Consider the following 19,658-nt stretch of genomic DNA (forward strand, 5'->3'; position numbering starts at 1 on the left):
GCCCGGTGAATTAGGGATTTGGGAGACAGACCATGGCTAAGATAGCAGTTTACGATATCAACAAAAAACAGGTGTCCGAGCGTGAGCTTGCCGATAACGTCTTCAACGACGATGTCCGGGGCTACCTGATTCACGATATGGTGCGCTACCAGCTGGCGGCTCGCCGGCAGGGTACGGCGGATACCAAGACCCGCGGTGAAGTCCGCGGCGGCGGGAAGAAGCCCTACAAGCAGAAGGGCACCGGCAACGCCCGGCAGGGGACCATTCGCGCCCCCCATTTCGTCGGCGGCGGCACCGTGTTCGGACCTACCCCCCGGGACTACCAGTTCAAGCTCAACCGCAAGGTGAAGAAAGCCGCCCTGCGCAGCGCCCTGTCGGCGCGCTACAAAGGTGAGCAGCTGACCGTCCTCAACGCCCTCGAGCTTGAGAAGATCAGCACCAGGGGGTTCGTGGAGGTTCTGAAGCGCTTCGAGCTCGACAGCACCCTGGTGGTCATCGACCAGGCCAATGTCAACGTCGAACTCTCGGCCCGCAATCTTCCCAACGTCAAGGTTCTGCGTGCCGAAGGGGTCAATGTCTACGACGTGATGAGGTATTCCAACCTCGTCATCACCGAAGGGGCCGTGTCGCAACTGGAAGGAGCGTTAGGGTAATGAGACCGTTGCATCAGATCATCAGGAAACCGCTGATCACCGAAAAGACCAGCCTCCAGAAGGACGCGGTCAAGGAAAAGGTCGTCGCCTTCGAAGTGGCCATCGATTCCAACAAGATCGAGATCAAGCAGGCAATCGAAAAGGCCTTCGACGTCAAGGTGAAAAAGATCAATACCAGTCTGGTCGCTGGCAAGACCAAGCGTCTCGGTCGTAATATCGGCAAGCGCTCCAACTGGAAAAAAGCCTACGTGACCCTGGCCGAGGGGAGCGACATCGACTTTTTCGGCGTCTAAACGACTGTTACCAAGCGATACGGAGTTACTATAATGGGGATCAAAAAGTTCAAGCCGACCTCGCCGGGTCGCCGTAGCATGACCGCCTCCACCTTCGAGGAGATCACGACAGGGGCACCTGAGAAATCGCTTCTGGCTCCCTTGAAGAAAAACGGCGGACGCAACAACTACGGCCGGATCACCAAGCGCCATACTGGCGGCGGGCACAAGCGCAAGTACAGGATTATCGATTTCAAGCGGGACAAGAGAGAGATCCCAGCGACGGTCGTCTCCATCGAGTACGACCCCAACCGCTCCGCCAATATCGCCCTGCTCAACTACGCCGACGGGGAGAAGCGCTACATCCTGGCGCCCCTGGGCATCCAGGTCGGTGACGCCATCATCGCCAGCGAGCAGGCCGACATCAAGCCGGGCAACGCCCTGAGCATCCGCTCGATTCCGCTGGGCACCTGGGTCCACAATGTCGAGCTCAAGGTCGGCAAGGGTGGTCAGCTCGCCCGCAGCGCCGGCACCTACGCCATGATCGCCGCCAAGGAAGGCAAGTACGCCCAGCTGCGTCTGCCCTCCGGCGAAGTTCGCCTGGTGCTGCAGGATTGCTGCGCCACCATCGGCCAGGTGGGCAACGCCGATCACGAGAACATCAAGATCGGCAAGGCCGGCCGCAACCGCTGGCTCGGCAAGCGCCCGCAGTCGCGCGGCGTGGCGATGAACCCGGTCGACCACCCCCACGGCGGTGGCGAGGGCAAGAGCTCCGGTGGCCGGCATCCGGTTACCCCCTGGGGTATTCCGACCAAAGGGTACAAGACCCGTTCCAACAAGCGTACCGACCGGTTCATCGTGCGGCGCAGAACCAAGTAACAAGGTCTATTTTTTTTAGCGATAGAGGAGACGGAAGTGGCTAGATCAATCAAGAAGGGGCCGTACGTCCAGGACAGTTTGAGCCGCAAGGTTGACAAGGTTGGTGGCGCTGGCAGCAACAAGGTCATCAAGACCTGGTCGCGGCGCTCGACCATCGTCCCTGAGTTCGTGGGTTATACCTTTGCCGTGCATAACGGCAAGAAATTCGTCCCGGTTTTCGTAACCGAAAACATGGTCGGGCACAAGCTGGGGGAGTTCGCTCCCACCCGCACCTACTACGGCCACGGCGCGGACAAGAAAAGCAAGAGAAAATAGCGATTCCGCCAAGGAGTTTTAGTTTATGGAAGCCAGAGCTAAGTTGAGCTACGTGCGGCTGTCCCCCCAGAAAACCCGTCTGGTTGTGGATATGATCCGCGGCAAAGGTGTTCAGGACGCCCTGAACGCTTTGAAATTCTCCCCGCAGAAAGCCGCCGCTGTGGTGTCGAAGCTGGTCAGCTCCGCGGTTGCCAATGCCGAGCAGAAGGGCGTGGGGGACGTGGATAAGCTGTATGTGAAAACCATTACCGTGGATCAGGGCCCGGCCCTGAAGCGCTTTCTTCCCCGTGCACAGGGGCGCGCTACCCGCATCCGCAAACCGACCAGCCACATCACCGTGGTGCTGGACGAGAAATAAGCCATTAAGGAGGTGATAGTTTGGGCCAGAAAGTTCATCCTGTAGGGTTTCGTCTCGGGGTCATCAGGACCTGGGACTCGAAGTGGTACGCCGAAGGCGATTACGCCAGTCTGCTCCATGAAGACATCAAGCTGCGCAACTACCTCAAGAAGCGGCTGTATCACGCCGGCATCTCCAAGATCGAGATCGAGCGTGCCGCCAGCAAGGCGAAGGTTAACATTTTCGCCGCGCGTCCCGGGATCATCATCGGGAAGAAGGGTTCCGAAGTCGAGGCTCTGAAGAAAGAGCTGGCCAAACTCACCGACAAGGAAGTCTTCATCAACATTCAGGAAGTCCGCAAGCCCGAAGTCGATGCTCAGTTGGTGGCGGAAAACGTCGCCCTGCAGCTCGAGCGGCGCGTTGCCTTCCGCCGGGCGATGAAGAAGAGCGTCAGCATGGCGCTGAAATTCGGCGCGCAGGGCGTCAAGATCAACTGCAGCGGGCGCCTCGGCGGGGCCGAGATGAGCCGCACCGAGTGGTACCGCGAGGGTCGTGTGCCTCTGCACACCCTGCGGGCCGATATCGATTACGGGTTCGCCGAGGCGAAGACCACTTACGGCATCATCGGTGTCAAGGTTCTCATCTTCAAGGGCGAAGTCCTCTCGCGGGAACAGTAAAGAGTTCGGATAGGAGTAACTAAGTCATGTTAATGCCCAAGAAGGTTAAACATAGAAAAACGTTTAAGGGGCGCATGAAAGGCGCCGCTGCAGGGGGAACCGAGCTGAACTTCGGCGATTTCGGGCTGCAGGCCACCACTTGTGGCTGGCTCTCTTCTCGCCAGATCGAGGCCGCCCGTCGTGCCATGACCCGCTACATCAAGCGTGGCGGGAAAATCTGGATCCGGGTTTTCCCCGACAAGCCGTTGACCCGTAAGCCTGCCGAAACCCGTATGGGTAAGGGCAAGGGTTCTCCCGACAGCTGGGTAGCCGTTATCCGGCCGGGGGTGGTGCTCTACGAAATGCAGGGTGTCGAGGAGAGCATCGCCCGTGAAGCCTTCCGCCTTGCGGCGCACAAGCTGCCTGTGAAAACCAAGTTCGTAATGCGTGAGGAGGCAGGGCATGAAGGCTAAGGAATTGCGGGATCTCGGTGTCGACGAGCTCGAAAAGAAGAGCAGCGAATTGAATCAGGAACTGTTTAACCTGCGCTTTCAGCTGCATACTGGCCATCTGGAGAACAGCTCCCGGATTAAAGAGACCAGGAAGGACATCGCCCGGGTCAAGACCCTGCTGCGCGAGAAGCAGGGCTAAAGAGGATTGTCGAGGAAAGTTATGACGACTGAACGTGGAAATCGGAAAACCCGGGTCGGGATCGTGATCAGTGACAAGATGGACAAGACCGTCGTAGTAAAGGTCGACCACCTGGTCAAGCATCCCGTCTACAAAAAATACATCAAACGCAGAATCACCTTCAAGGCGCACGACGAGCAGAATGCCTGCGGTGTTGGTGACAAGGTGCTGATCGTGGAGACCAGGCCGCTGTCTCGTGACAAGCGGTGGAGAGTCCGCGAGATTCTGGAAAAAAACGTTATCGTTTAGGAGATAAACCATGATTCAGATGCAGACCACGCTTGATGTCGCGGACAATTCCGGGGCCCGGAAACTCTGCTGCATCAAGGTTCTCGGCGGCTCCAAGCGCAAGTATGCCGGCCTCGGGGACATCATCATCTGCTCCGTCAAAGAGGCGCTGCCGAATTCCAGGGTCAAGAAGGGCGACGTGGTTCGCGCCGTGATCGTGCGCACCGCCAAGGAAGTGCCCCGACCTGACGGATCGTACATTCGCTTCGACAAGAATTCGGCCGTGGTCGTCAACGCGGCTGGTGAGCCGGTCGGTACGCGTATTTTCGGTCCCGTCGCCCGCGAACTTCGGGCACGCCGCTTCATGAAGATCGTGTCGCTGGCACCCGAGGTTCTTTAATAAAGCAAGTGGGAGAATAGACAGATGGCGGCAAAAAAACTTCATGTCAAAAAAGATGACATGGTGATGATCATAGCGGGGAAGGAAAAGGGCAAGTCCGGCAAGGTCTCCCGTGTTTTCCCCGAGAAGGGCCGACTGACCGTTGAAAACCTCAATGTGGTCAAGCGGCACACCCGCCCCACCCGGGCCAACCAGGAGGGGGGGATCGTGGAGAAGGAGGCAGCAATCGACGCATCCAACGTCCTGCTGCTCTGCGGCGCCTGCAACAAACCGACTCGGACCGGAATGCGGGTTCTCGAGGACGGCAGCAAGGCTCGCTATTGCAAGAAGTGCAACGAGATCGTGGACAAGTAACGGAGAGTTTCCATGGCCAGACTTAAAGAGATGTACCAGACCGAGGTGGCTCCTCGCCTGATGAAAGAGCTTCAGCTCAAGAACATCATGCAGGTCCCCCGGATCGAAAAAATCGTCGTCAACATGGGGCTCGGAGAAGCGATCCAGAACATCAAAGTTCTCGAATCCGCGGTTGAAGAGCTTGGCCGGATCACGGGCCAGAAGGCGGTTATCACCAAAGCCAAGAACTCCATCGCCACCTTCAAGCTGCGCGAGGGTATGCCCATCGGCTGCATGGTGACCCTGCGCCGCGACCGGGCCTACGAGTTCCTGGACCGCCTGGTGAACATCGCTCTGCCCCGCGTACGTGACTTCAAGGGGGTTTCGCCCAAGGCCTTTGACGGCCGCGGCAACTACACCCTGGGCATCCGGGAGCAGATCATCTTCCCCGAGATCGACTTCGACAAGATCGACAAGGTCAAGGGCCTGAACGTGACCATCGTCACCTCGGCCAGGACGGATGAGGAAGGGCGCGCCCTGCTGACTCAGCTCGGGATGCCTTTCAGAACCGGCCAGCAACGGAAAGCGGAGGATTAAAGTGGCTAAGAAATCGATGATGATCAAGGCTGCCCGGGGCAAGAAATTCGCCGTCAGGGAATACAACCGCTGTCCGCTGTGCGGGCGCCCCAGAGCCTATTATCGTAAATTTGACATGTGCAGAATTTGTCTGCGGAAACTGGCGTCCGAAGGGAAAATCCCGGGTGTCGTCAAGTCTAGCTGGTAACGAGAACTTAAGGAGTTGCATCCATGGCAATGACCGATCCTATCGCGGATATGCTGACCCGCATTCGCAACGCGGGCCTGGCGAAGCACCAGAAGTTGGACATGCCTTCGTCCAACCTGAAAGTGGCCGTAGCCACGGTGCTCAAGGATCTCGGCTATATAAAGAATTTCAAGGTGGTCAGCGACGACAAGCAGGGCGTGCTGAGGATCTACCTGAAATTCGACAATGATAGCAAGCACGTGATCCATGAAATCAAGCGGGTATCGACCCCCGGGCGGCGCGTCTATGTGGGCAAGGATGAGATCCCTCTGGTCAAGAACGGCCTGGGGTGCGCTATCCTGTCGACTTCCAAGGGCGTGATGCACGACGGGGCCGCCCGTGAGGCCCAGGTCGGTGGCGAACTTCTCTGCACTGTCTGGTAAGAGACACCGCCTAAGGAGTTTTAACGATGTCGAGAATTGGGAAAAAACCGATTGATATACCTTCTGGTGTGAAGGTCGCCGTCTCAGGCGAGACGGTCAACGTGCAGGGGCCCAACGGCAAACTCAGCCGTTCCATCGCCGCCGGCGTCACCGTGGCTGTGGAGGCGGACAAGATCACCGTCAAGTCGCAGGACGAAAAAAACACCGATACCTCCATGCTGGGGCTGACCCGCACCCTGATCGCCAACATGGTCGAAGGGGTTACCAAGGGGTTCCAGAAGGTCCTGCAGATCAATGGCGTGGGTTACCGCGCCGAGCTCAAGGGCAGCGTGCTTAACCTGGCCCTGGGGTATTCGCATCCCATCGAATACGCCCTGCCGGCCGGAATCACCGCCGAAGTTGAAAAGCAGACCAAGGTCACCGTCAAGGGGATCGACAAGGAACTGGTCGGCGCCACTGCCGCCAAGATCCGCTCCTTCCGTGAGCCCGAGCCCTACAAGGGCAAGGGTGTCATGTACGCCGACGAGCGGGTTCTGCGCAAAGCCGGCAAAACCGGTAAGAAATAAACAGATAAGTTATTTATAGGCCAAGGAGAAAGACTGTGAACGTCGCTAGCAAAAGGTCACTGGCACGCGCCAAGCGTCAGGTGCGGGTGCGCCGCAAGGTAAAAGGCACCCAGGAGCGTCCCCGGCTGAGCGTATTCCGTAGCGCCAAGCATATCTACGCTCAGATTATCGAGGACTCCACCGGGCGTACCCTGGTTACTGCCTCGACCGTCTCCAAAGACGTCGCCGAGGGTCAGAAATATACCGGCAACGTTGAGGCTGCCAAAGCGGTGGGTGTCGCCATCGCCAAAAAGGCCCTGGAACAAAACATCAAGCAGGTGGTCTTTGACCGCAACGGATTCCTGTACCATGGCCGCGTCAAGGCGCTGGCCGATGCGGCACGGGAAACTGGCCTGTCTTTCTAGGTAAAGGAAGGTATAAGAGGATGTCTTTGCATCGCATCGATCCCAACGAACTGAACTTGAACGACCGCGTCATCCACATCAACCGCTGCGCCAAGGTCGTTAAAGGTGGACGTCGCTTCAGCTTCTCCGCTCTGGTGGTGGTTGGCGACGGCCAGGGCCATGTCGGCTTCGGGCTGGGCAAGGCCAAAGAAGTGCCCGAGGCGATCCGCAAGGGGGTTGAGCAGGCCAAGAAGAGCCTGATCAAGGTCCCCTTGAAAGGGCGGACCATCCCCTTCGACGTGCAGGGGCGGTTCGGCGCCGGGAAGGTTCTGCTCAAGTCTGCCTCTGAAGGTACCGGGGTTATCGCCGGCGGTGCCGTCCGCGCCATCCTCGAGGTGGCCGGGGTGGGTGACATCCTGTCGAAATGCCTCGGTTCCAACAACCCCCATAATGTGGTCAAGGCGACCATCAACGCGCTTTCCCAGCTCAAGAGCCCTGAAGAGATCTATGAGCGCCGGGGAATTGCCGCCGGGGAATAAGGCATCATCGCCAAGGAGATTGTCATGGCCGATCAAATTAAAGTTACCCTTAAAAAAAGCGGCATCGGCCGCAATGAATACTTCACCAAGGTCCTTAAGGGGCTTGGTCTGACCAAGCTGCACAAGACGGTGGTTGTTCCGGATACCCCGGAGATTCGCGGGATGATCCGTAAAGTTGAACACATGGTTTCGGTCGAAGACTGATTCAATAAGGATTGTGGAAATGGATCTGAGCAATTTGAAACCGGCAATCGGTTCGACGAAAAATAGAAAGCGTATCGGCCGTGGCGCCGGATCTGGTATCGGCAAGACTGCCGGCAAGGGCCACAAGGGGCAGAACGCCCGCAGCGGCGGCGGTGTAAAGGCCGGCTTCGAGGGGGGGCAGATGCCCCTGCAGCGGCGGCTTCCCAAGCGTGGCTTCAAGTCTCTCGACAAGAAGGTGTACGCTCTGGTCAACCTGCGGGATCTCGAGCTGTTTGAGGCCGGGACCGTGGTCGACGTGGCCGCCCTCGGCCAGGCCGGTCTGGTGAAGAAAATTCATGATGGCGTCAAGGTGCTTGGTGATGGAGAACTGACCAAGGCCCTTACCGTAAAGGCTCACAAATTCAGCCAGTCGGCCGTGGAGAAGATCGAAGCAGCCGGCGGCAAAGCTGAGGTTATCTAAGGTGTTCACCGCCATCCAGAATATCTTCGGTATCCCCGAACTGCGGCGCCGGATTCTTTTCACCCTCGGCATGCTGGCAGTTTACCGGGTCGGTTGTCATGTGCCGACCCCCGGGGTTGATGCGCAGGTTCTCGCAAAATTCTTTGAAGGAACTCAAGGGACCCTGCTTGGCCTGGTCAGCGCCTTTACCGGCGGTGCTCTGGAGCGCATGACGGTCTTCGCTCTGGGCATTATGCCCTACATCAGCGCCTCGATCATTCTGCAGCTGCTGACGGTTGTCTTCGAGCCGGTCGAGCGGCTCTCGAAAGAAGGCGAGCAGGGGCGCAAGACCATCACCAAGTGGACCCGCTACGGTACCATCCTGCTTTCGATCATTCAGGGGGCGGGGATTGCCATCGGACTGCAGACCATGCGGGGACCGGCCGGTGAACCGGTGGTCCCCGACCAGGGCTACGGCTTTATTCTGCTGACCATCATCACTCTGACTGCCGGAACCGCCTTCATCATGTGGCTGGGCGAGCAGATCACCGAGCGGGGGATCGGCAACGGGATCTCGCTGATCATCTTCGCCGGGATCATGGCCAACGCACCGGCGGCGGTGGTTAACTCGATCCGGCTGATGAAAACCGCAGCCATTTCGCCGGTGGTGATGCTCTTTCTCCTGGTGGTCATGGTTGGCGTCATCTGGGCCATCATCTTCATGGAGCGCGGTCAGCGACGGGTACCGATCCACTACGCCAAGCGCGTGGTGGGGATGCGCAACTACGGTGGACAGACCAGCCATCTGCCCCTGAAGATTAACATGAGCGGCGTCATCCCGCCGATCTTCGCCAGCTCGATCATCATGTTTCCCGCCACCGTTGCCAACTTGGTGGACGTGCCCTGGGTGCAGACCCTGGCCGGCATGATGACGCCGACGCACTGGCTATATAATGTTTTTTTCGTTGCATTTATAATTTTCTTCTGCTATTTCTACACGGCTGTAACCTTTAACCCTGTCGATGTGGCGGACAACGTCAAGAAACAAGGGGGGTATATCCCCGGGATTCGGCCTGGTAAGGCGACTGCCGAATACCTGGATACCACTCTTGGCCGGCTGACCTTTGCTGGCGCACTCTACGTTTCTGCCGTTTGTGTTTTGCCCACCGTGCTTATCGGGCAGTTCAATGTGCCTTTTTACTTCGGTGGGACTTCTCTGCTGATCGTGGTCGGCGTCGGCCTGGATACCGCCTCGCAGATTGAGGCGCATCTCATCTCCCGGTCGTATGAGGGGTTCATGAAGGGTGTGACCCTTAAGGGACGACACGGATAGGAAGGCGGAGAACTGTTATGAAATTGATTCTGCTTGGTCCTCCGGGTGCCGGTAAGGGTACCCAGGCCAAAATGCTTACCGAACGTTTCGATATCCCCCAGATCTCTACCGGGGATATCCTCAGGGCGGCCGTCAAGGAAGGGACGCCCATGGGTGTCAAGGCCAAGGCGTTTATGGACGCCGGCGGGCTGGTCCCCGACGAGGTGGTGGTCGGCATCGTGCGTGAGCGGCTGCAGAAACCGGACTGCGAAAAGGGGTTCATTCTGGACGGGTTTCCGCGCACCGAGGCGCAGGCCGATGCGCTCAAGGCTACGCTGGCGTCCCTGGGCAAGGAGTTGGATGCGGTGATCTCCCTCGAGGTCGACACCGAGGCTCTGGTCGAGCGGCTCACCGGGCGGCGGACCTGCCGCGGCTGTGGTAAGGGCTATCACATCAAGTTCGACCCTCCGGGAGAGGCCGGTCGCTGCGATGCCTGCGGCGGCGAGCTCTTTCAGCGTGAGGACGACCAGGAAACCACGATCCGCAACCGGCTTCAGGTTTATCATCAGCAGACCATGCCGCTGATCGATTACTATCGGCGCGACGGGCTGCTCTCGGCGGTGGACGGCATGCTGCCCATGGACGCCGTCAGGGAGCGGATTCTGGCCATTCTGCAGGCGGCCTGAAAGTGATTATCATCAAGTCCCGCGAAGAGCTGAGGTTGATGCGGGAAGCCGGGGTCATCGTCGCCGAGATCCTCCAGGTGCTGAAAGAGCGGGTCGTGGCAGGGGTAACTACCCTGGAGCTGGACCGGCTCGCCGAGCAAGAGTGCCGGAAGCACAAGGTGCGTCCCGCGTTCAAGGGGTACGGAGGGTTTCCCTTTACGATTTGCGCCTCGCCGAACGAAAAGGTGGTTCACGGTTTCGCCGACAGTGAGCCGCTCAAGGCCGGGGATATCCTGAGTATCGATTTTGGGGTTATCCACAAGGGGTTCTACGGGGATTCCGCCCTGACCATTGCGGTCGGTGATGTTGGCGAAGAAAAGCTTCGGCTGCTGCGGGTTACCGAGAAGTCGCTGGAGTTGGCCATCGAGGCCACGGTGGTCGGGGGACGTTTGTCCGACATCTCCCACGCGGTTCAGGCGTATGTCGAGGCCGAAGGGTTCAGTGTGGTGCGCGAGTTCGTCGGCCATGGCATCGGCCGGCAGTTGCACGAATCGCCACAGATCCCGAACTTCGGTCCGCCCCGGCAGGGGCCGGTGCTCAAGGCCGGTATGACTTTGGCTATCGAGCCCATGATCAACGCCGGGGTTCCAGGCGTCAGGATCCTCTCTGACGGGTGGACGGCGGTGACGCTCGACGGGAAGCCCTCGGCTCACTTCGAGCACACGGTAGCTGTAACCGAGAACGGGCCGGAAATTCTTACCCGGCTGTGAGTGATTGTTTGGCGGGCTGGCAACCCGGAAGTCCGATGCCGGCTCGTTTCTATTTTTGAAAAACATTCAACCCCAGAGGAAACGCACATGAAAGTCCGAGCTTCGGTAAAGACGATCTGCGACAAATGCAAGGTCATCAAACGCAAGGGCATTGTCAGGATCATCTGTGAAAACCCCAAGCACAAGCAGAAACAGGGATAAAGGGATTAGGAGGATCAGACATTGGCACGCATCGCTGGTATCGATTTACCGAGAAATAAACGCATCGAGGTGGCTCTCACCTACATATACGGCATTGGTCGTTCCACCTCCCAGGACATCCTGGCCAAGGCCGGGATCGATTTCAACACCCGGTCGGACGATTTGACCGAGGCTGAAGTCGGCAAGATCCGCGAAGTCATCGACCGCGAAAACAAGGTCGAAGGCGACCTGCGTCGGGAAATTTCCATGAACATCAAGCGGCTCATGGACCTCGGCTGCTACCGCGGTCTGCGTCACCGTCGCGGTCTTCCGGTGCGCGGGCAGAAAACCAAAACCAACGCCCGCACTCGTAAGGGTCCGCGCAAGACTGTGGCCGGCAAGAAGAAATAATTGGAGGAACCATGGCTAAGCCTGGCAAGAAAGTCGTAAGAAAAAAGGTTGAAAAGAAAAACATCGCCAACGGTGTTGTTCATATTCAGGCGACGTTCAACAATACCATCGTCAGCATCACTGACGTGGCAGGTAATGTGATTTCCTGGGCCACCGCTGGGGGGATGGGCTTCAAAGGCTCGCGCAAGAGCACCCCTTTCGCTGCCCAGATGGCGGCGGAGAGCGCTGCCAAAAAAGCCCAGGAGCATGGGTTGCGCAGTGTCGAGGTGCATGTCAAGGGCCCCGGTTCCGGCAGGGAATCGGCTCTGCGTGCGCTGCAGGGAGCGGGGCTGACCATCACGGTCATCAAGGACGTTACCCCCATCCCTCATAACGGCTGCCGTCCCCCCAAGCGCAGAAGAGTTTAACCAGACAAGGAGGATGAACGTTGGCTAGATATACAGGTCCCGTCTGCCGGCTGTGCCGCAGGGAAAACATGAAGCTGTTCCTCAAGGGGGACAGATGCCATACCGACAAATGTGCCGTTGAGCGGCGCAACTATGCTCCCGGCCAGCATGGCCAGGGGCGCATCAAGGTGTCCGATTACGGCACCCAGCTGCGTGAAAAGCAGCGCGTCAAGCGCACCTACGGTCTGCTCGAGAAGCAGTTCCGGGGTTATTTCGCAAAGGCCGATCGGATGAAGGGGGTTACCGGCGAGAATCTGCTGGTGCTTCTCGAGCGGCGGCTGGACAGCATGATCTATCGCCTTGGTTTCGCCACCTCCCGTAGTGAGGCGCGGTCGCTGGTTCGTCAGGGACACTTCCTGGTGAACGGCCGCAAGGTCAATGTTCCTTCGTATCTGGTTCGCCCCGGAGACACCGTGGAACTGCGTGAGAAAAGCCGCCAGGTCGCCCGCATCAACGAGGCGCTGGACGGCGTCATGCGTCGCGGGATCCCCTCCTGGGTGGAGCTCGACCGGGCCGCTTTCAAGGGGACGGTCAAGACCCTGCCGGTTCGCGAGGAGATGACCACGCCGGTATTCCAGGAGCACCTCATCGTCGAGCTTTACTCCAAGTAATCCTGGCATCCACCGGATGTAACCTCAATACGGAGGATACGAATGTATAAAAACTGGAGAGACCTCATCAAGCCCAAGCGCCTCCAGGTCGAAGCCGATACCCTGACCGCCACCTACGGCAAGTTCTTTGCCGAACCCTTCGAGCGCGGTTTCGGTACCACTCTCGGCAACGGGTTGCGGCGGGTGCTGCTCTCCTCGCTGCAGGGTGCGGCCATCACCTCGGTGCGGATCAAGGGTGTGCTTCACGAGTTCTCCACTGTCGCCGGGGTTACCGAGGATGTCACCGATATCATCCTCAACCTCAAGGGCGTGTTGCTCAGGCTGCACGGCACCGAGGCCCGCAACATTCGCATCGTAAAGAAGGGTGCTGGCGTGATCACCGCCGGGGACATCATCACCGATTCCCATGTGGAGATCCTCAACCCTCAGCATCACATCGCCACCTGCTCCAAGGAGGCCGATGTCGAGATGGATATGGTGGTCGCCCTGGGCAAGGGGTACGTGCCTGCCGAGCGCAACCGGGACGAAAAGTCCCCGGTCGGAACGATCCCCATCGACGCGATCTACTCGCCGGTTAAAAAGGTCAACTTTGCGGTGACCAACGCCCGCGTCGGGCAGATCACAGACTACGACAAGCTGACCGTCGAAGTCCACACCGACGGCAGTGTCCGCCCTGACGATGCCGTGGCTTACGCGGCCAAGATCCTCAAGGATCAGCTGCAGATCTTCATCAACTTCGACGAGCAGGAAGAGCCGGAGTTCGAGGGCGAAGCCGAGGAGTCACGCAAGATCAACGAAAACCTCTACCGGACCGTGGAGGAACTCGAGCTGTCGGTGCGCAGCGCCAACTGCCTGAAAAATGCCGATATTCGCCTGATCGGCGAACTGGTGCAGAAGAGCGAGGCGGAAATGCTCAAGACCCAGAATTTCGGCCGCAAGTCCCTGAACGAAATCAAGGACATTCTTGCAGAAATGGGTCTTACTCTCGGGATGAAGCTGGAAAATTTTCCCGATCCCGAATACCTCAAAATGATTCAGAAGGGTGGCGAGGAAGACTGATCGCCGGCCCGAGTCGGGTTTATTAAAGAAAGGACCAGAGAAACATGCGCCACAATAAGACCGGCAGACGGCTCGGCCGTAATTCGAGCCACCGGGCGGCCATGATGCGCAATATGGTGACCTCGCTGATCGAGCACGAAAAGATCACCACGACCGATGCTCGCGCCAAGGAGCTGCGCAAGGTGGCCGAGAAGATGATCACCCTGGGTAAGCGTGGTGATATGCACTCCCGCCGCCAGGCCCTGCAGGTCATTCGTGACCGCAAGGTGGTCGGCAAGCTGTTCGAAATGGTGGCTCCGCGGTACAAGGACCGCCCCGGCGGTTACACTCGGATCATCAAGCTGGGGGCCCGCGCTGGCGACAACGCGGCGTTGTCCCTGATCGAGCTGGTGGAAGAGGAATTCACCGCCAAGCCGAGCAAGAAGGCTGCCGCACCCAAGGCTGCCGCCAAGGCAGCGGCCGTCGAAGCACCGGCTGTCGAGGCGCCCGCCGAAGCTGCCGAGCCAGCAGAAGAAGCCAAAGAATAGCCAGCTTATCCTCCTGCGAGGTGAAGAAGGGCAAGGGAATCAATCCCTTGCCCTTTTTTTTTCCGGGGTTTCCCCGGGGGGCGTTTCTTGACCGTGCGGGGTTTTTCGTGCTACCTTTACGCACTTTACTCTGCGGAGATTTCATGTATTTTCCGAGCCTCGAACAGTTTGTCGATCTTAGCGGAAAGGGGAACCTGATTCCGGTTTACCGCGAGATCCTCGCGGACATGGAGACTCCTGTGTCCGCTTTCAAAAAGATCGACGACGGCCGCACCGCTTTTCTTCTGGAAAGTATCGAGGGGGGAGAGAAGTGGGCGCGCTATTCCTTTCTCGGCAGCGGTCCGGGGCTGGTGTTTCGCAGCAGCGGCACCCGGTTCGAGGTCCTTGAGGATGGCCGGATCCTCAAGCAGGGCGACTCGGTCGACCCGCTGGCTGAGTTGCGACGCTTTCTCGAGCCTTACCGGCCGGTGCAGGTGGAGGGGCTGCCGCGATTTTTCGGCGGCGCGGTCGGCTATCTCGGCTATGACATGGTGCGTTTCGTCGAACAGTTGCCCGATGCCAACCCTCGGCAGATCGGGGCCTACGACAGCTGTTTTCTGCTCACCCGCACCCTGCTCATCTTCGACAACATGCGGCAGAAAATCAAGGTGGTCAGTAATGTCCACCTGGCTCCCGGGGCCGATCCAGCAGCGGCCTACCGGCAGGGAATTCGAGAAATAGAGGCCCTGATCGAAAAGCTGCGCCGCCCGCTGGAGCATAGTGCAACCAAAACCAATGCCTCCCTGGGGGGGGAGCTCAGCGCCAATTTCTCCCGCGAAGGCTTCATGCAGGCAGTGGGACGCTGCAAGGAATACATCCGCGCCGGGGACATCTTCCAAGTCGTGCTCTCCCAGCGCTTCTCCGGGCATCTGGACACCGATCCCTTCGATATCTACCGGGCCCTGCGCACCATCAATCCTTCCCCTTACATGTTTTTCCTGCGCTTCGGCGAGACCCTGGTGGTGGGGGCCTCTCCGGAGGTGCTGGTCCGCAAGGAGGGGGAGCAGGTCGAGGTGCGGCCCATCGCCGGAACCCGGCCGCGGGGCGCATGCCCCGAGGAGGACCTGCGCTTCGAACAGGAACTGCTGGCCGACCCTAAAGAGCGCGCCGAACATATCATGCTGGTCGACCTGGGGCGCAACGATCTCGGCCGGGTCTGTGCCACCGGCAGCGTCGAAGTCAGCGAGCTGATGGTGATCGAACGCTACTCGCACGTCATGCACATTGTCTCCAACGTGCGCGGGCTGCTCGACGGCCAGCGGGACGCCTTCGATGTTTTCCGCGCGACCTTTCCCGCCGGGACGCTCAGTGGTGCGCCCAAGATCAGGGCCATGGAGATCATCGACGAACTCGAGCCGAGCCGGCGCGAGGTCTACGGCGGGGCGGTGGGCTACTTCTCTTTTTCCGGCAACATGGACATGGCCATCGCCATCCGCACCCTGGTGATCCAGGGGGATCGGATCCATCTGCAGGCCGGGGCGGGAATTGTCGCCGACTCGGACCCGGACGCCGAGTATCAGGAAACGGTGAACAAGGCGATGGGGGTCAAAAAGGCGATCGAAATGGCGCGCAGGGGATTGGACTGACGATGTTGCTGATGCTCGACAACTACGACTCCTTCACCTATAACCTGGTCCAGTACCTTCAGGAACTGGGCGAGGAGGTGGAGGTCCACCGCAATGACAAGATCACCGTGGAGCAGATTGCGGCAAGGCGCCCCCGGCGGCTGGTGATCTCGCCCGGGCCCTGCTCCCCCGCCGAAGCCGGCATCTCGGTGGAGGTGCTGCAGAGGCTGGCCGGGCAGATTCCCATGCTCGGCGTCTGTCTCGGCCACCAGGCCATCGGCCACGCCTTCGGCGGCCGGGTAATCCGCGCCGGTGAACTCATGCACGGAAAAACCAGCCCCATCTTTCACGACGGCAGCGGTGTGTTCCGCGGTCTCTCCAACCCCTTTGTGGCAACCCGTTACCACTCGCTGATCGTGGAGCGCCCCTCCCTTCCCGAGTGCCTGCGCGTTTCGGCCTGGACCGAGGACGGCTGCATCATGGGGCTGGAGCATCGCGAGCTGCCCCTCTGGGGCGTGCAGTTCCACCCCGAGTCGATCCTGACGGTAGAGGGGAAGCGGCTGCTGCAGAACTTTCTGGAAATGACCTGACTAAGCGTGCGGAGAGAGGCGTGAGGAGAGAGGCGCAATTCTTTTTTCTCCTCACCCCTCACTCCTTACGCCTCACGGGGGTTGCACATGATCAAAGAGGCGATTGCCAAGGTGGTTGAACGGATCGACCTGAGCGAAGCGGAGATGGTCGACGTCATGGATCAGGTCATGGGTGGCGAGGCGACTCCAGCCCAGATCAGCGCCTTTATCACCGCGCTGCGCATGAAGGGCGAAACCGTGGCGGAGATCACCGGTGCCGCCCGGGTCATGCGTGCCCGCGCCACGCCGATCCGGGTCGGCAGGGTGGTGGGCCTCGACCGGGATGAGATCAACCTTGACCGCGAGACCATCCTCGATACCTGCGGCACCGGCGGCAGCGGCACCAAGAGTTTCAACATCTCCACCACCGTGGCCTTCGTGGTCGCCGCCTGCGGCGCCAAGGTGGCCAAGCACGGCAACCGCAGCATCTCCTCGGCCTGCGGCAGCGCCGATGTGCTCGAGCGCCTCGGGGTAAGCCTCGAGCTGAGCCCTGTCCAGGTCGAGGCCTGCATCAACCAACTCGGCGTTGGCTTCCTGTTTGCCCCCGCCCTGCACGGCGCCATGAAGCATGCCATCGGCCCGCGCCGGGAGATCGGCATCCGCACCATCTTCAATATCCTCGGCCCCCTCACCAACCCCGCAGGCGCCGACCGCCAGGTGCTGGGTGTCTACCGCGAGGACCTGGTCGAAACCCTGGCCCGGGTGCTCAGCCAGATGGGGTGCCGGCGCGGCTTCGTGGTGCACGGCATGGACGGCATGGACGAGGTGACCTTGACCGGGCCGACGCGGGTCGGCGAAATTCGCGACAGCGAGGTCAACTTCTATACCATCGACCCCGAAGACTTCGGCCTGAGCCGCTGCTCGCTGAGTGACCTGCAGGGGGGGGACGCCGAGCGCAACGCGGAGATCGTCCGCGAGGTGCTCTCCGGGCAGGCCGGTCCCAAACGCGAGGTCGTCCTGCTCAACAGCGCTTTCGCCCTGGTTGCCGCCGGGCTTGCCGAGGACGTCCCCGCCGGACTGCAGAGGGCGGCAGGGGCCATCGACGGCGGCCAGGCCCTGGCCAAACTGGAAGCCCTGGTGAAAATGAGCCGGGAGTGCTGAACTCCCAGGGCGGCTTTGCAGAGATCTCAACAGCTGGCAGGAACATGATTCTCGATCAGATACTCGAACACAAGCAGCAGGAGGTGGCCCAGGCCAAGGCCCTGGTTTCCCTTGAGCGGCTGCGCGAAGCGCTGGCCGGGCTGCCGGCACCCCGCGGCTTCGCGCGGGCGCTGCGGACCCAGGCGCAGGGCGGCACCGCCATCATCGCCGAGGTGAAAAAAGGGTCGCCCTCCAAGGGGGTGATCCGGCCCGATTTCGATCCGCTGGCCATTGCCCGCGGCTACGAGCGGGCCGGGGCCTGCTGCCTGTCGGTGCTCACCGACAGCCGGTTCTTTCTCGGCGAACTCGCCTATCTCTCGCGGATTGCCGAAGCGGTGCGCTTGCCGCTGCTGCGCAAGGAATTCATCATCGACCCCTACCAGATCGTCGAGGCCCGGGTGCACGGGGCCGATGCGGTGCTGCTGATCGCCGCCGCCCTCGACCTCGAGACCCTCGGCCGCTTCAGCGAAATTGCAGGAGAGCTCGGCCTCGATGTGCTGCTCGAGGTTCACGACGAGGCGGAACTGGAGATGGCGCTGCAGCTTCCCGTCGAGCTGATCGGCATCAACAACCGCAACCTGAAGACCTTCCGGACCGACCTTGGCACCACCGAGCGGCTGCTCGGCATGATCCCCTCCGAACGCCTGGTGGTCTCCGAGAGCGGCATCGGCAGCCGCGCAGATATCCGGCGACTGCAGGCCGCTGGGGCCCGGGCTTTTCTCATCGGCGAGAGTCTGATGCGCGAGGCGGATTTCGAAGCCAAACTGCATTCCCTGTTAGTCGACTGAATTTTCAATGGAGGCGGCGTTGCAGACCAAGATCCTTCTGGAGGAGAGCCAGATCCCCAAACAGTGGTACAACGTGATCCCCGACCTGCCGGGTCCGCTCGCTCCGGTGATCAACCCCCGGACTCTCAAGCCGGTGACCCCCGATGACCTGACCCCGATCTTCCCCATGGCGATCATCGAGCAGGAGGTTTCCACCCAGCGCTGGATCGACATCCCCGAGCCGGTCCGGGAGATCTACCGGCTTTGGCGTCCATCTCCCCTGTTCCGGGCCCGACGCCTCGAGCAGGCCCTGGGCACCCCGGCCAAAATCTACTACAAGTACGAAGGGGTTTCACCCGCCGGCTCGCACAAGCCCAACAGCGCCATCCCCCAGGCCTATTACAACAAGCAGGCCGGGATTCGCCGGCTGGCCACCGAGACCGGCGCCGGGCAGTGGGGGAGCTCGCTGGCGCTGGCCTGCAGCATGTTCGGCCTGGAGTGCACCATCTACATGGTCAAGGTCTCCTGCACGCAGAAGCCCTACCGCAAGAGCCTGATGGAACTCTGGGGCGGCAAGGTGATCCCGTCCCCCTCCGAGTTCACCAATGCCGGGCGCAGCATCCTGGCCCAGGATCCAAGCAGTCCCGGCAGCCTGGGAATCGCCATCTCCGAGGCGGTGGAGGACGCTGCCAGCCACGCCGACACCAACTACGCGCTGGGCAGCGTGCTCAACCATGTCTGCCTGCACCAGACGGTGATCGGCCTCGAGGCCAAGGAGCAGCTCAAGATCGCCGGCGATTATCCCGATGTGGTCATCGGCTGCTGCGGCGGCGGCTCCAACTTCGGCGGGGTCGCCTTCCCCTTTCTGGCCGACCGTGCCGCCGGACGCCAGGTGCGCTGCCTGGCGGTGGAGCCGGCATCCTGCCCGACCCTGACCAAGGGCGTGTATGCCTTTGATTACGGCGATACCGCCAAGATGGCGCCCATCGCCAAGATGTACACCCTGGGCCACGACTTCATGCCGCCGGGTATTCACGCCGGCGGGCTGCGCTACCACGGCGATTCGCCGCTGGTCTCCCAGCTCTACCACTTCGGGCAGATCGAGGCCAGGGCCTACCGGCAGAACGCCTGCTTCGAAGGGGCGGTGTTGTTCGCCCGCCACGAGGGGATCGTGCCGGCGCCGGAGTCCTCCCACGCGGTGCGTGCCGCCATCGACGAGGCGGTGCTGGCCAAGGAGGAAGGGAAGGAGAGGACCATCCTGTTCTGCCTCTCGGGGCATGGCCAACTCGACATGGCCGCCTACGATTCCTTTCTGTCGGGTAACCTCGAGGACTACGAGTATCCCGAGGAGAGCATCCGCAAGTCGCTGGCCAACCTGCCCGAGGTTGAATAAGGAAATGTTGCGGGCGGCTCACCGCGCCCGGCAGCCGATGGTGG

33 protein-coding genes are annotated in these 19,658 nt (G+C 60.4%); all 33 read left to right on the forward strand.

Annotated elements, in window-relative coordinates:
- The first annotated feature begins 32 nt into the window (after nucleotides 1–32).
- The 33 genes from rplD (at nucleotide 33) to DESUT3_RS05810 (ending at nucleotide 19,614) form a co-directional block, all read left to right on the forward strand.
- The gene (gene rplD, locus DESUT3_RS05650) at nucleotides 33–653 is read left to right on the forward strand and encodes a 50S ribosomal protein L4 (RefSeq protein ID WP_221251468.1); all 621 of its coding nucleotides are present in this window, start codon (nucleotides 33–35) and stop codon (nucleotides 651–653) included.
- A complete protein-coding gene (locus tag DESUT3_RS05655) occupies nucleotides 653–946 on the forward strand; it encodes a 50S ribosomal protein L23 (RefSeq protein WP_221251469.1) in 294 nt (97 codons plus the stop codon). Before rplD ends, DESUT3_RS05655 begins: the two co-directional genes overlap by 1 nt.
- Nucleotides 947–979: 33 nt before the next feature.
- Nucleotides 980–1,804: a 50S ribosomal protein L2 gene (gene rplB / locus DESUT3_RS05660; protein WP_221251470.1), complete on the forward strand. Its 825-nt coding sequence runs from the start codon at nucleotides 980–982 to the stop codon at nucleotides 1,802–1,804.
- 36 nt (nucleotides 1,805–1,840) lie between these two features.
- A complete protein-coding gene (gene rpsS, locus DESUT3_RS05665; protein ID WP_221251471.1) occupies nucleotides 1,841–2,119 on the forward strand; it encodes a 30S ribosomal protein S19 in 279 nt (92 codons plus the stop codon).
- 25 nt (nucleotides 2,120–2,144) lie between these two features.
- Nucleotides 2,145–2,477, forward strand: a complete 333-nt coding sequence (gene rplV / locus DESUT3_RS05670) for a 50S ribosomal protein L22 (protein ID WP_221251472.1) — start codon at nucleotides 2,145–2,147, stop codon at nucleotides 2,475–2,477.
- A gap of 20 nt (nucleotides 2,478–2,497) precedes the next feature.
- Entirely contained in the window at nucleotides 2,498–3,133 is a 636-nt protein-coding gene (gene rpsC / locus DESUT3_RS05675; RefSeq protein ID WP_221251473.1) for a 30S ribosomal protein S3, read from the forward strand.
- Nucleotides 3,134–3,159: 26 nt separating this feature from the next.
- Complete coding sequence (gene rplP, locus DESUT3_RS05680) at nucleotides 3,160–3,585, forward strand: 50S ribosomal protein L16 (protein WP_221251474.1); 426 nt, start codon at nucleotides 3,160–3,162, stop codon at nucleotides 3,583–3,585.
- Nucleotides 3,575–3,763 carry a 50S ribosomal protein L29 gene (gene rpmC, locus DESUT3_RS05685; RefSeq protein WP_221251475.1) on the forward strand — a complete coding sequence of 63 codons (189 nt, stop codon included), beginning with the start codon at nucleotides 3,575–3,577 and terminating at the stop codon, nucleotides 3,761–3,763. Before rplP ends, rpmC begins: the two co-directional genes overlap by 11 nt.
- Nucleotides 3,764–3,784: 21 nt before the next feature.
- Complete coding sequence (gene rpsQ / locus DESUT3_RS05690; protein ID WP_221251476.1) at nucleotides 3,785–4,051, forward strand: 30S ribosomal protein S17; 267 nt, start codon at nucleotides 3,785–3,787, stop codon at nucleotides 4,049–4,051.
- A gap of 10 nt (nucleotides 4,052–4,061) precedes the next feature.
- Nucleotides 4,062–4,430 carry a 50S ribosomal protein L14 gene (rplN, locus tag DESUT3_RS05695; RefSeq protein WP_221251477.1) on the forward strand — a complete coding sequence of 123 codons (369 nt, stop codon included), beginning with the start codon at nucleotides 4,062–4,064 and terminating at the stop codon, nucleotides 4,428–4,430.
- Between the two features lie 24 nt (nucleotides 4,431–4,454).
- On the forward strand, nucleotides 4,455–4,784 hold the full coding sequence (gene rplX / locus DESUT3_RS05700; RefSeq protein ID WP_221251478.1) for a 50S ribosomal protein L24: 330 nt from the start codon (nucleotides 4,455–4,457) through the stop codon (nucleotides 4,782–4,784).
- A 12-nt stretch (nucleotides 4,785–4,796) separates the two neighbouring features.
- Nucleotides 4,797–5,360, forward strand: a complete 564-nt coding sequence (gene rplE / locus DESUT3_RS05705; RefSeq protein WP_221251479.1) for a 50S ribosomal protein L5 — start codon at nucleotides 4,797–4,799, stop codon at nucleotides 5,358–5,360.
- Between the two features lies 1 nt (nucleotide 5,361).
- On the forward strand, nucleotides 5,362–5,547 hold the full coding sequence (locus DESUT3_RS05710) for a type Z 30S ribosomal protein S14 (protein ID WP_221251480.1): 186 nt from the start codon (nucleotides 5,362–5,364) through the stop codon (nucleotides 5,545–5,547).
- A 23-nt stretch (nucleotides 5,548–5,570) separates the two neighbouring features.
- Nucleotides 5,571–5,969, forward strand: coding sequence for a 30S ribosomal protein S8 (rpsH, locus tag DESUT3_RS05715; protein WP_221251481.1), 399 nt, complete (start codon nucleotides 5,571–5,573; stop codon nucleotides 5,967–5,969).
- A 26-nt stretch (nucleotides 5,970–5,995) separates the two neighbouring features.
- Nucleotides 5,996–6,535, forward strand: a complete 540-nt coding sequence (rplF, locus tag DESUT3_RS05720; protein WP_221251482.1) for a 50S ribosomal protein L6 — start codon at nucleotides 5,996–5,998, stop codon at nucleotides 6,533–6,535.
- A 35-nt stretch (nucleotides 6,536–6,570) separates the two neighbouring features.
- Complete coding sequence (gene rplR / locus DESUT3_RS05725; RefSeq protein ID WP_221251483.1) at nucleotides 6,571–6,939, forward strand: 50S ribosomal protein L18; 369 nt, start codon at nucleotides 6,571–6,573, stop codon at nucleotides 6,937–6,939.
- A gap of 26 nt (nucleotides 6,940–6,965) precedes the next feature.
- The gene (gene rpsE, locus DESUT3_RS05730; RefSeq protein WP_221252482.1) at nucleotides 6,966–7,457 is read left to right on the forward strand and encodes a 30S ribosomal protein S5; all 492 of its coding nucleotides are present in this window, start codon (nucleotides 6,966–6,968) and stop codon (nucleotides 7,455–7,457) included.
- Nucleotides 7,458–7,481: 24 nt separating this feature from the next.
- Nucleotides 7,482–7,661, forward strand: coding sequence for a 50S ribosomal protein L30 (gene rpmD / locus DESUT3_RS05735; protein ID WP_221251484.1), 180 nt, complete (start codon nucleotides 7,482–7,484; stop codon nucleotides 7,659–7,661).
- Nucleotides 7,662–7,680: 19 nt separating this feature from the next.
- Complete coding sequence (gene rplO, locus DESUT3_RS05740) at nucleotides 7,681–8,121, forward strand: 50S ribosomal protein L15 (RefSeq protein WP_221251485.1); 441 nt, start codon at nucleotides 7,681–7,683, stop codon at nucleotides 8,119–8,121.
- Nucleotide 8,122: 1 nt separating this feature from the next.
- The gene (gene secY, locus DESUT3_RS05745; protein ID WP_221251486.1) at nucleotides 8,123–9,433 is read left to right on the forward strand and encodes a preprotein translocase subunit SecY; all 1,311 of its coding nucleotides are present in this window, start codon (nucleotides 8,123–8,125) and stop codon (nucleotides 9,431–9,433) included.
- Nucleotides 9,434–9,450: 17 nt separating this feature from the next.
- Complete coding sequence (locus tag DESUT3_RS05750) at nucleotides 9,451–10,098, forward strand: adenylate kinase (RefSeq protein ID WP_221251487.1); 648 nt, start codon at nucleotides 9,451–9,453, stop codon at nucleotides 10,096–10,098.
- A 2-nt stretch (nucleotides 10,099–10,100) separates the two neighbouring features.
- Complete coding sequence (gene map, locus DESUT3_RS05755; protein WP_221251488.1) at nucleotides 10,101–10,847, forward strand: type I methionyl aminopeptidase; 747 nt, start codon at nucleotides 10,101–10,103, stop codon at nucleotides 10,845–10,847.
- 87 nt (nucleotides 10,848–10,934) lie between these two features.
- Nucleotides 10,935–11,048, forward strand: coding sequence for a 50S ribosomal protein L36 (gene rpmJ / locus DESUT3_RS05760; protein ID WP_066725456.1), 114 nt, complete (start codon nucleotides 10,935–10,937; stop codon nucleotides 11,046–11,048).
- Between the two features lie 21 nt (nucleotides 11,049–11,069).
- Nucleotides 11,070–11,438 carry a 30S ribosomal protein S13 gene (gene rpsM, locus DESUT3_RS05765; protein ID WP_221251489.1) on the forward strand — a complete coding sequence of 123 codons (369 nt, stop codon included), beginning with the start codon at nucleotides 11,070–11,072 and terminating at the stop codon, nucleotides 11,436–11,438.
- Between the two features lie 11 nt (nucleotides 11,439–11,449).
- Nucleotides 11,450–11,845, forward strand: a complete 396-nt coding sequence (rpsK, locus tag DESUT3_RS05770) for a 30S ribosomal protein S11 (RefSeq protein ID WP_221251490.1) — start codon at nucleotides 11,450–11,452, stop codon at nucleotides 11,843–11,845.
- Nucleotides 11,846–11,865: 20 nt separating this feature from the next.
- A complete protein-coding gene (gene rpsD / locus DESUT3_RS05775; RefSeq protein WP_221251491.1) occupies nucleotides 11,866–12,495 on the forward strand; it encodes a 30S ribosomal protein S4 in 630 nt (209 codons plus the stop codon).
- A gap of 42 nt (nucleotides 12,496–12,537) precedes the next feature.
- Nucleotides 12,538–13,554 carry a DNA-directed RNA polymerase subunit alpha gene (locus DESUT3_RS05780; RefSeq protein ID WP_221251492.1) on the forward strand — a complete coding sequence of 339 codons (1,017 nt, stop codon included), beginning with the start codon at nucleotides 12,538–12,540 and terminating at the stop codon, nucleotides 13,552–13,554.
- A 44-nt stretch (nucleotides 13,555–13,598) separates the two neighbouring features.
- Nucleotides 13,599–14,081: a 50S ribosomal protein L17 gene (gene rplQ / locus DESUT3_RS05785; RefSeq protein WP_221251493.1), complete on the forward strand. Its 483-nt coding sequence runs from the start codon at nucleotides 13,599–13,601 to the stop codon at nucleotides 14,079–14,081.
- Between the two features lie 143 nt (nucleotides 14,082–14,224).
- Complete coding sequence (gene trpE / locus DESUT3_RS05790; RefSeq protein ID WP_221251494.1) at nucleotides 14,225–15,706, forward strand: anthranilate synthase component I; 1,482 nt, start codon at nucleotides 14,225–14,227, stop codon at nucleotides 15,704–15,706.
- Nucleotides 15,707–15,708: 2 nt separating this feature from the next.
- Complete coding sequence (locus tag DESUT3_RS05795; protein ID WP_221251495.1) at nucleotides 15,709–16,275, forward strand: anthranilate synthase component II; 567 nt, start codon at nucleotides 15,709–15,711, stop codon at nucleotides 16,273–16,275.
- 87 nt (nucleotides 16,276–16,362) lie between these two features.
- A complete protein-coding gene (gene trpD, locus DESUT3_RS05800) occupies nucleotides 16,363–17,415 on the forward strand; it encodes an anthranilate phosphoribosyltransferase (protein ID WP_221251496.1) in 1,053 nt (350 codons plus the stop codon).
- Nucleotides 17,416–17,459: 44 nt separating this feature from the next.
- Nucleotides 17,460–18,242 carry an indole-3-glycerol phosphate synthase TrpC gene (gene trpC / locus DESUT3_RS05805; RefSeq protein ID WP_221251497.1) on the forward strand — a complete coding sequence of 261 codons (783 nt, stop codon included), beginning with the start codon at nucleotides 17,460–17,462 and terminating at the stop codon, nucleotides 18,240–18,242.
- A 19-nt stretch (nucleotides 18,243–18,261) separates the two neighbouring features.
- Nucleotides 18,262–19,614, forward strand: a complete 1,353-nt coding sequence (locus DESUT3_RS05810; RefSeq protein ID WP_221251498.1) for a TrpB-like pyridoxal phosphate-dependent enzyme — start codon at nucleotides 18,262–18,264, stop codon at nucleotides 19,612–19,614.
- Nucleotides 19,615–19,658: the final 44 nt, after the last annotated feature.

The organism is Desulfuromonas versatilis, assembly GCF_019704135.1.
GTDB lineage: Bacteria > Desulfobacterota > Desulfuromonadia > Desulfuromonadales > NIT-T3 > Desulfuromonas_A > Desulfuromonas_A versatilis.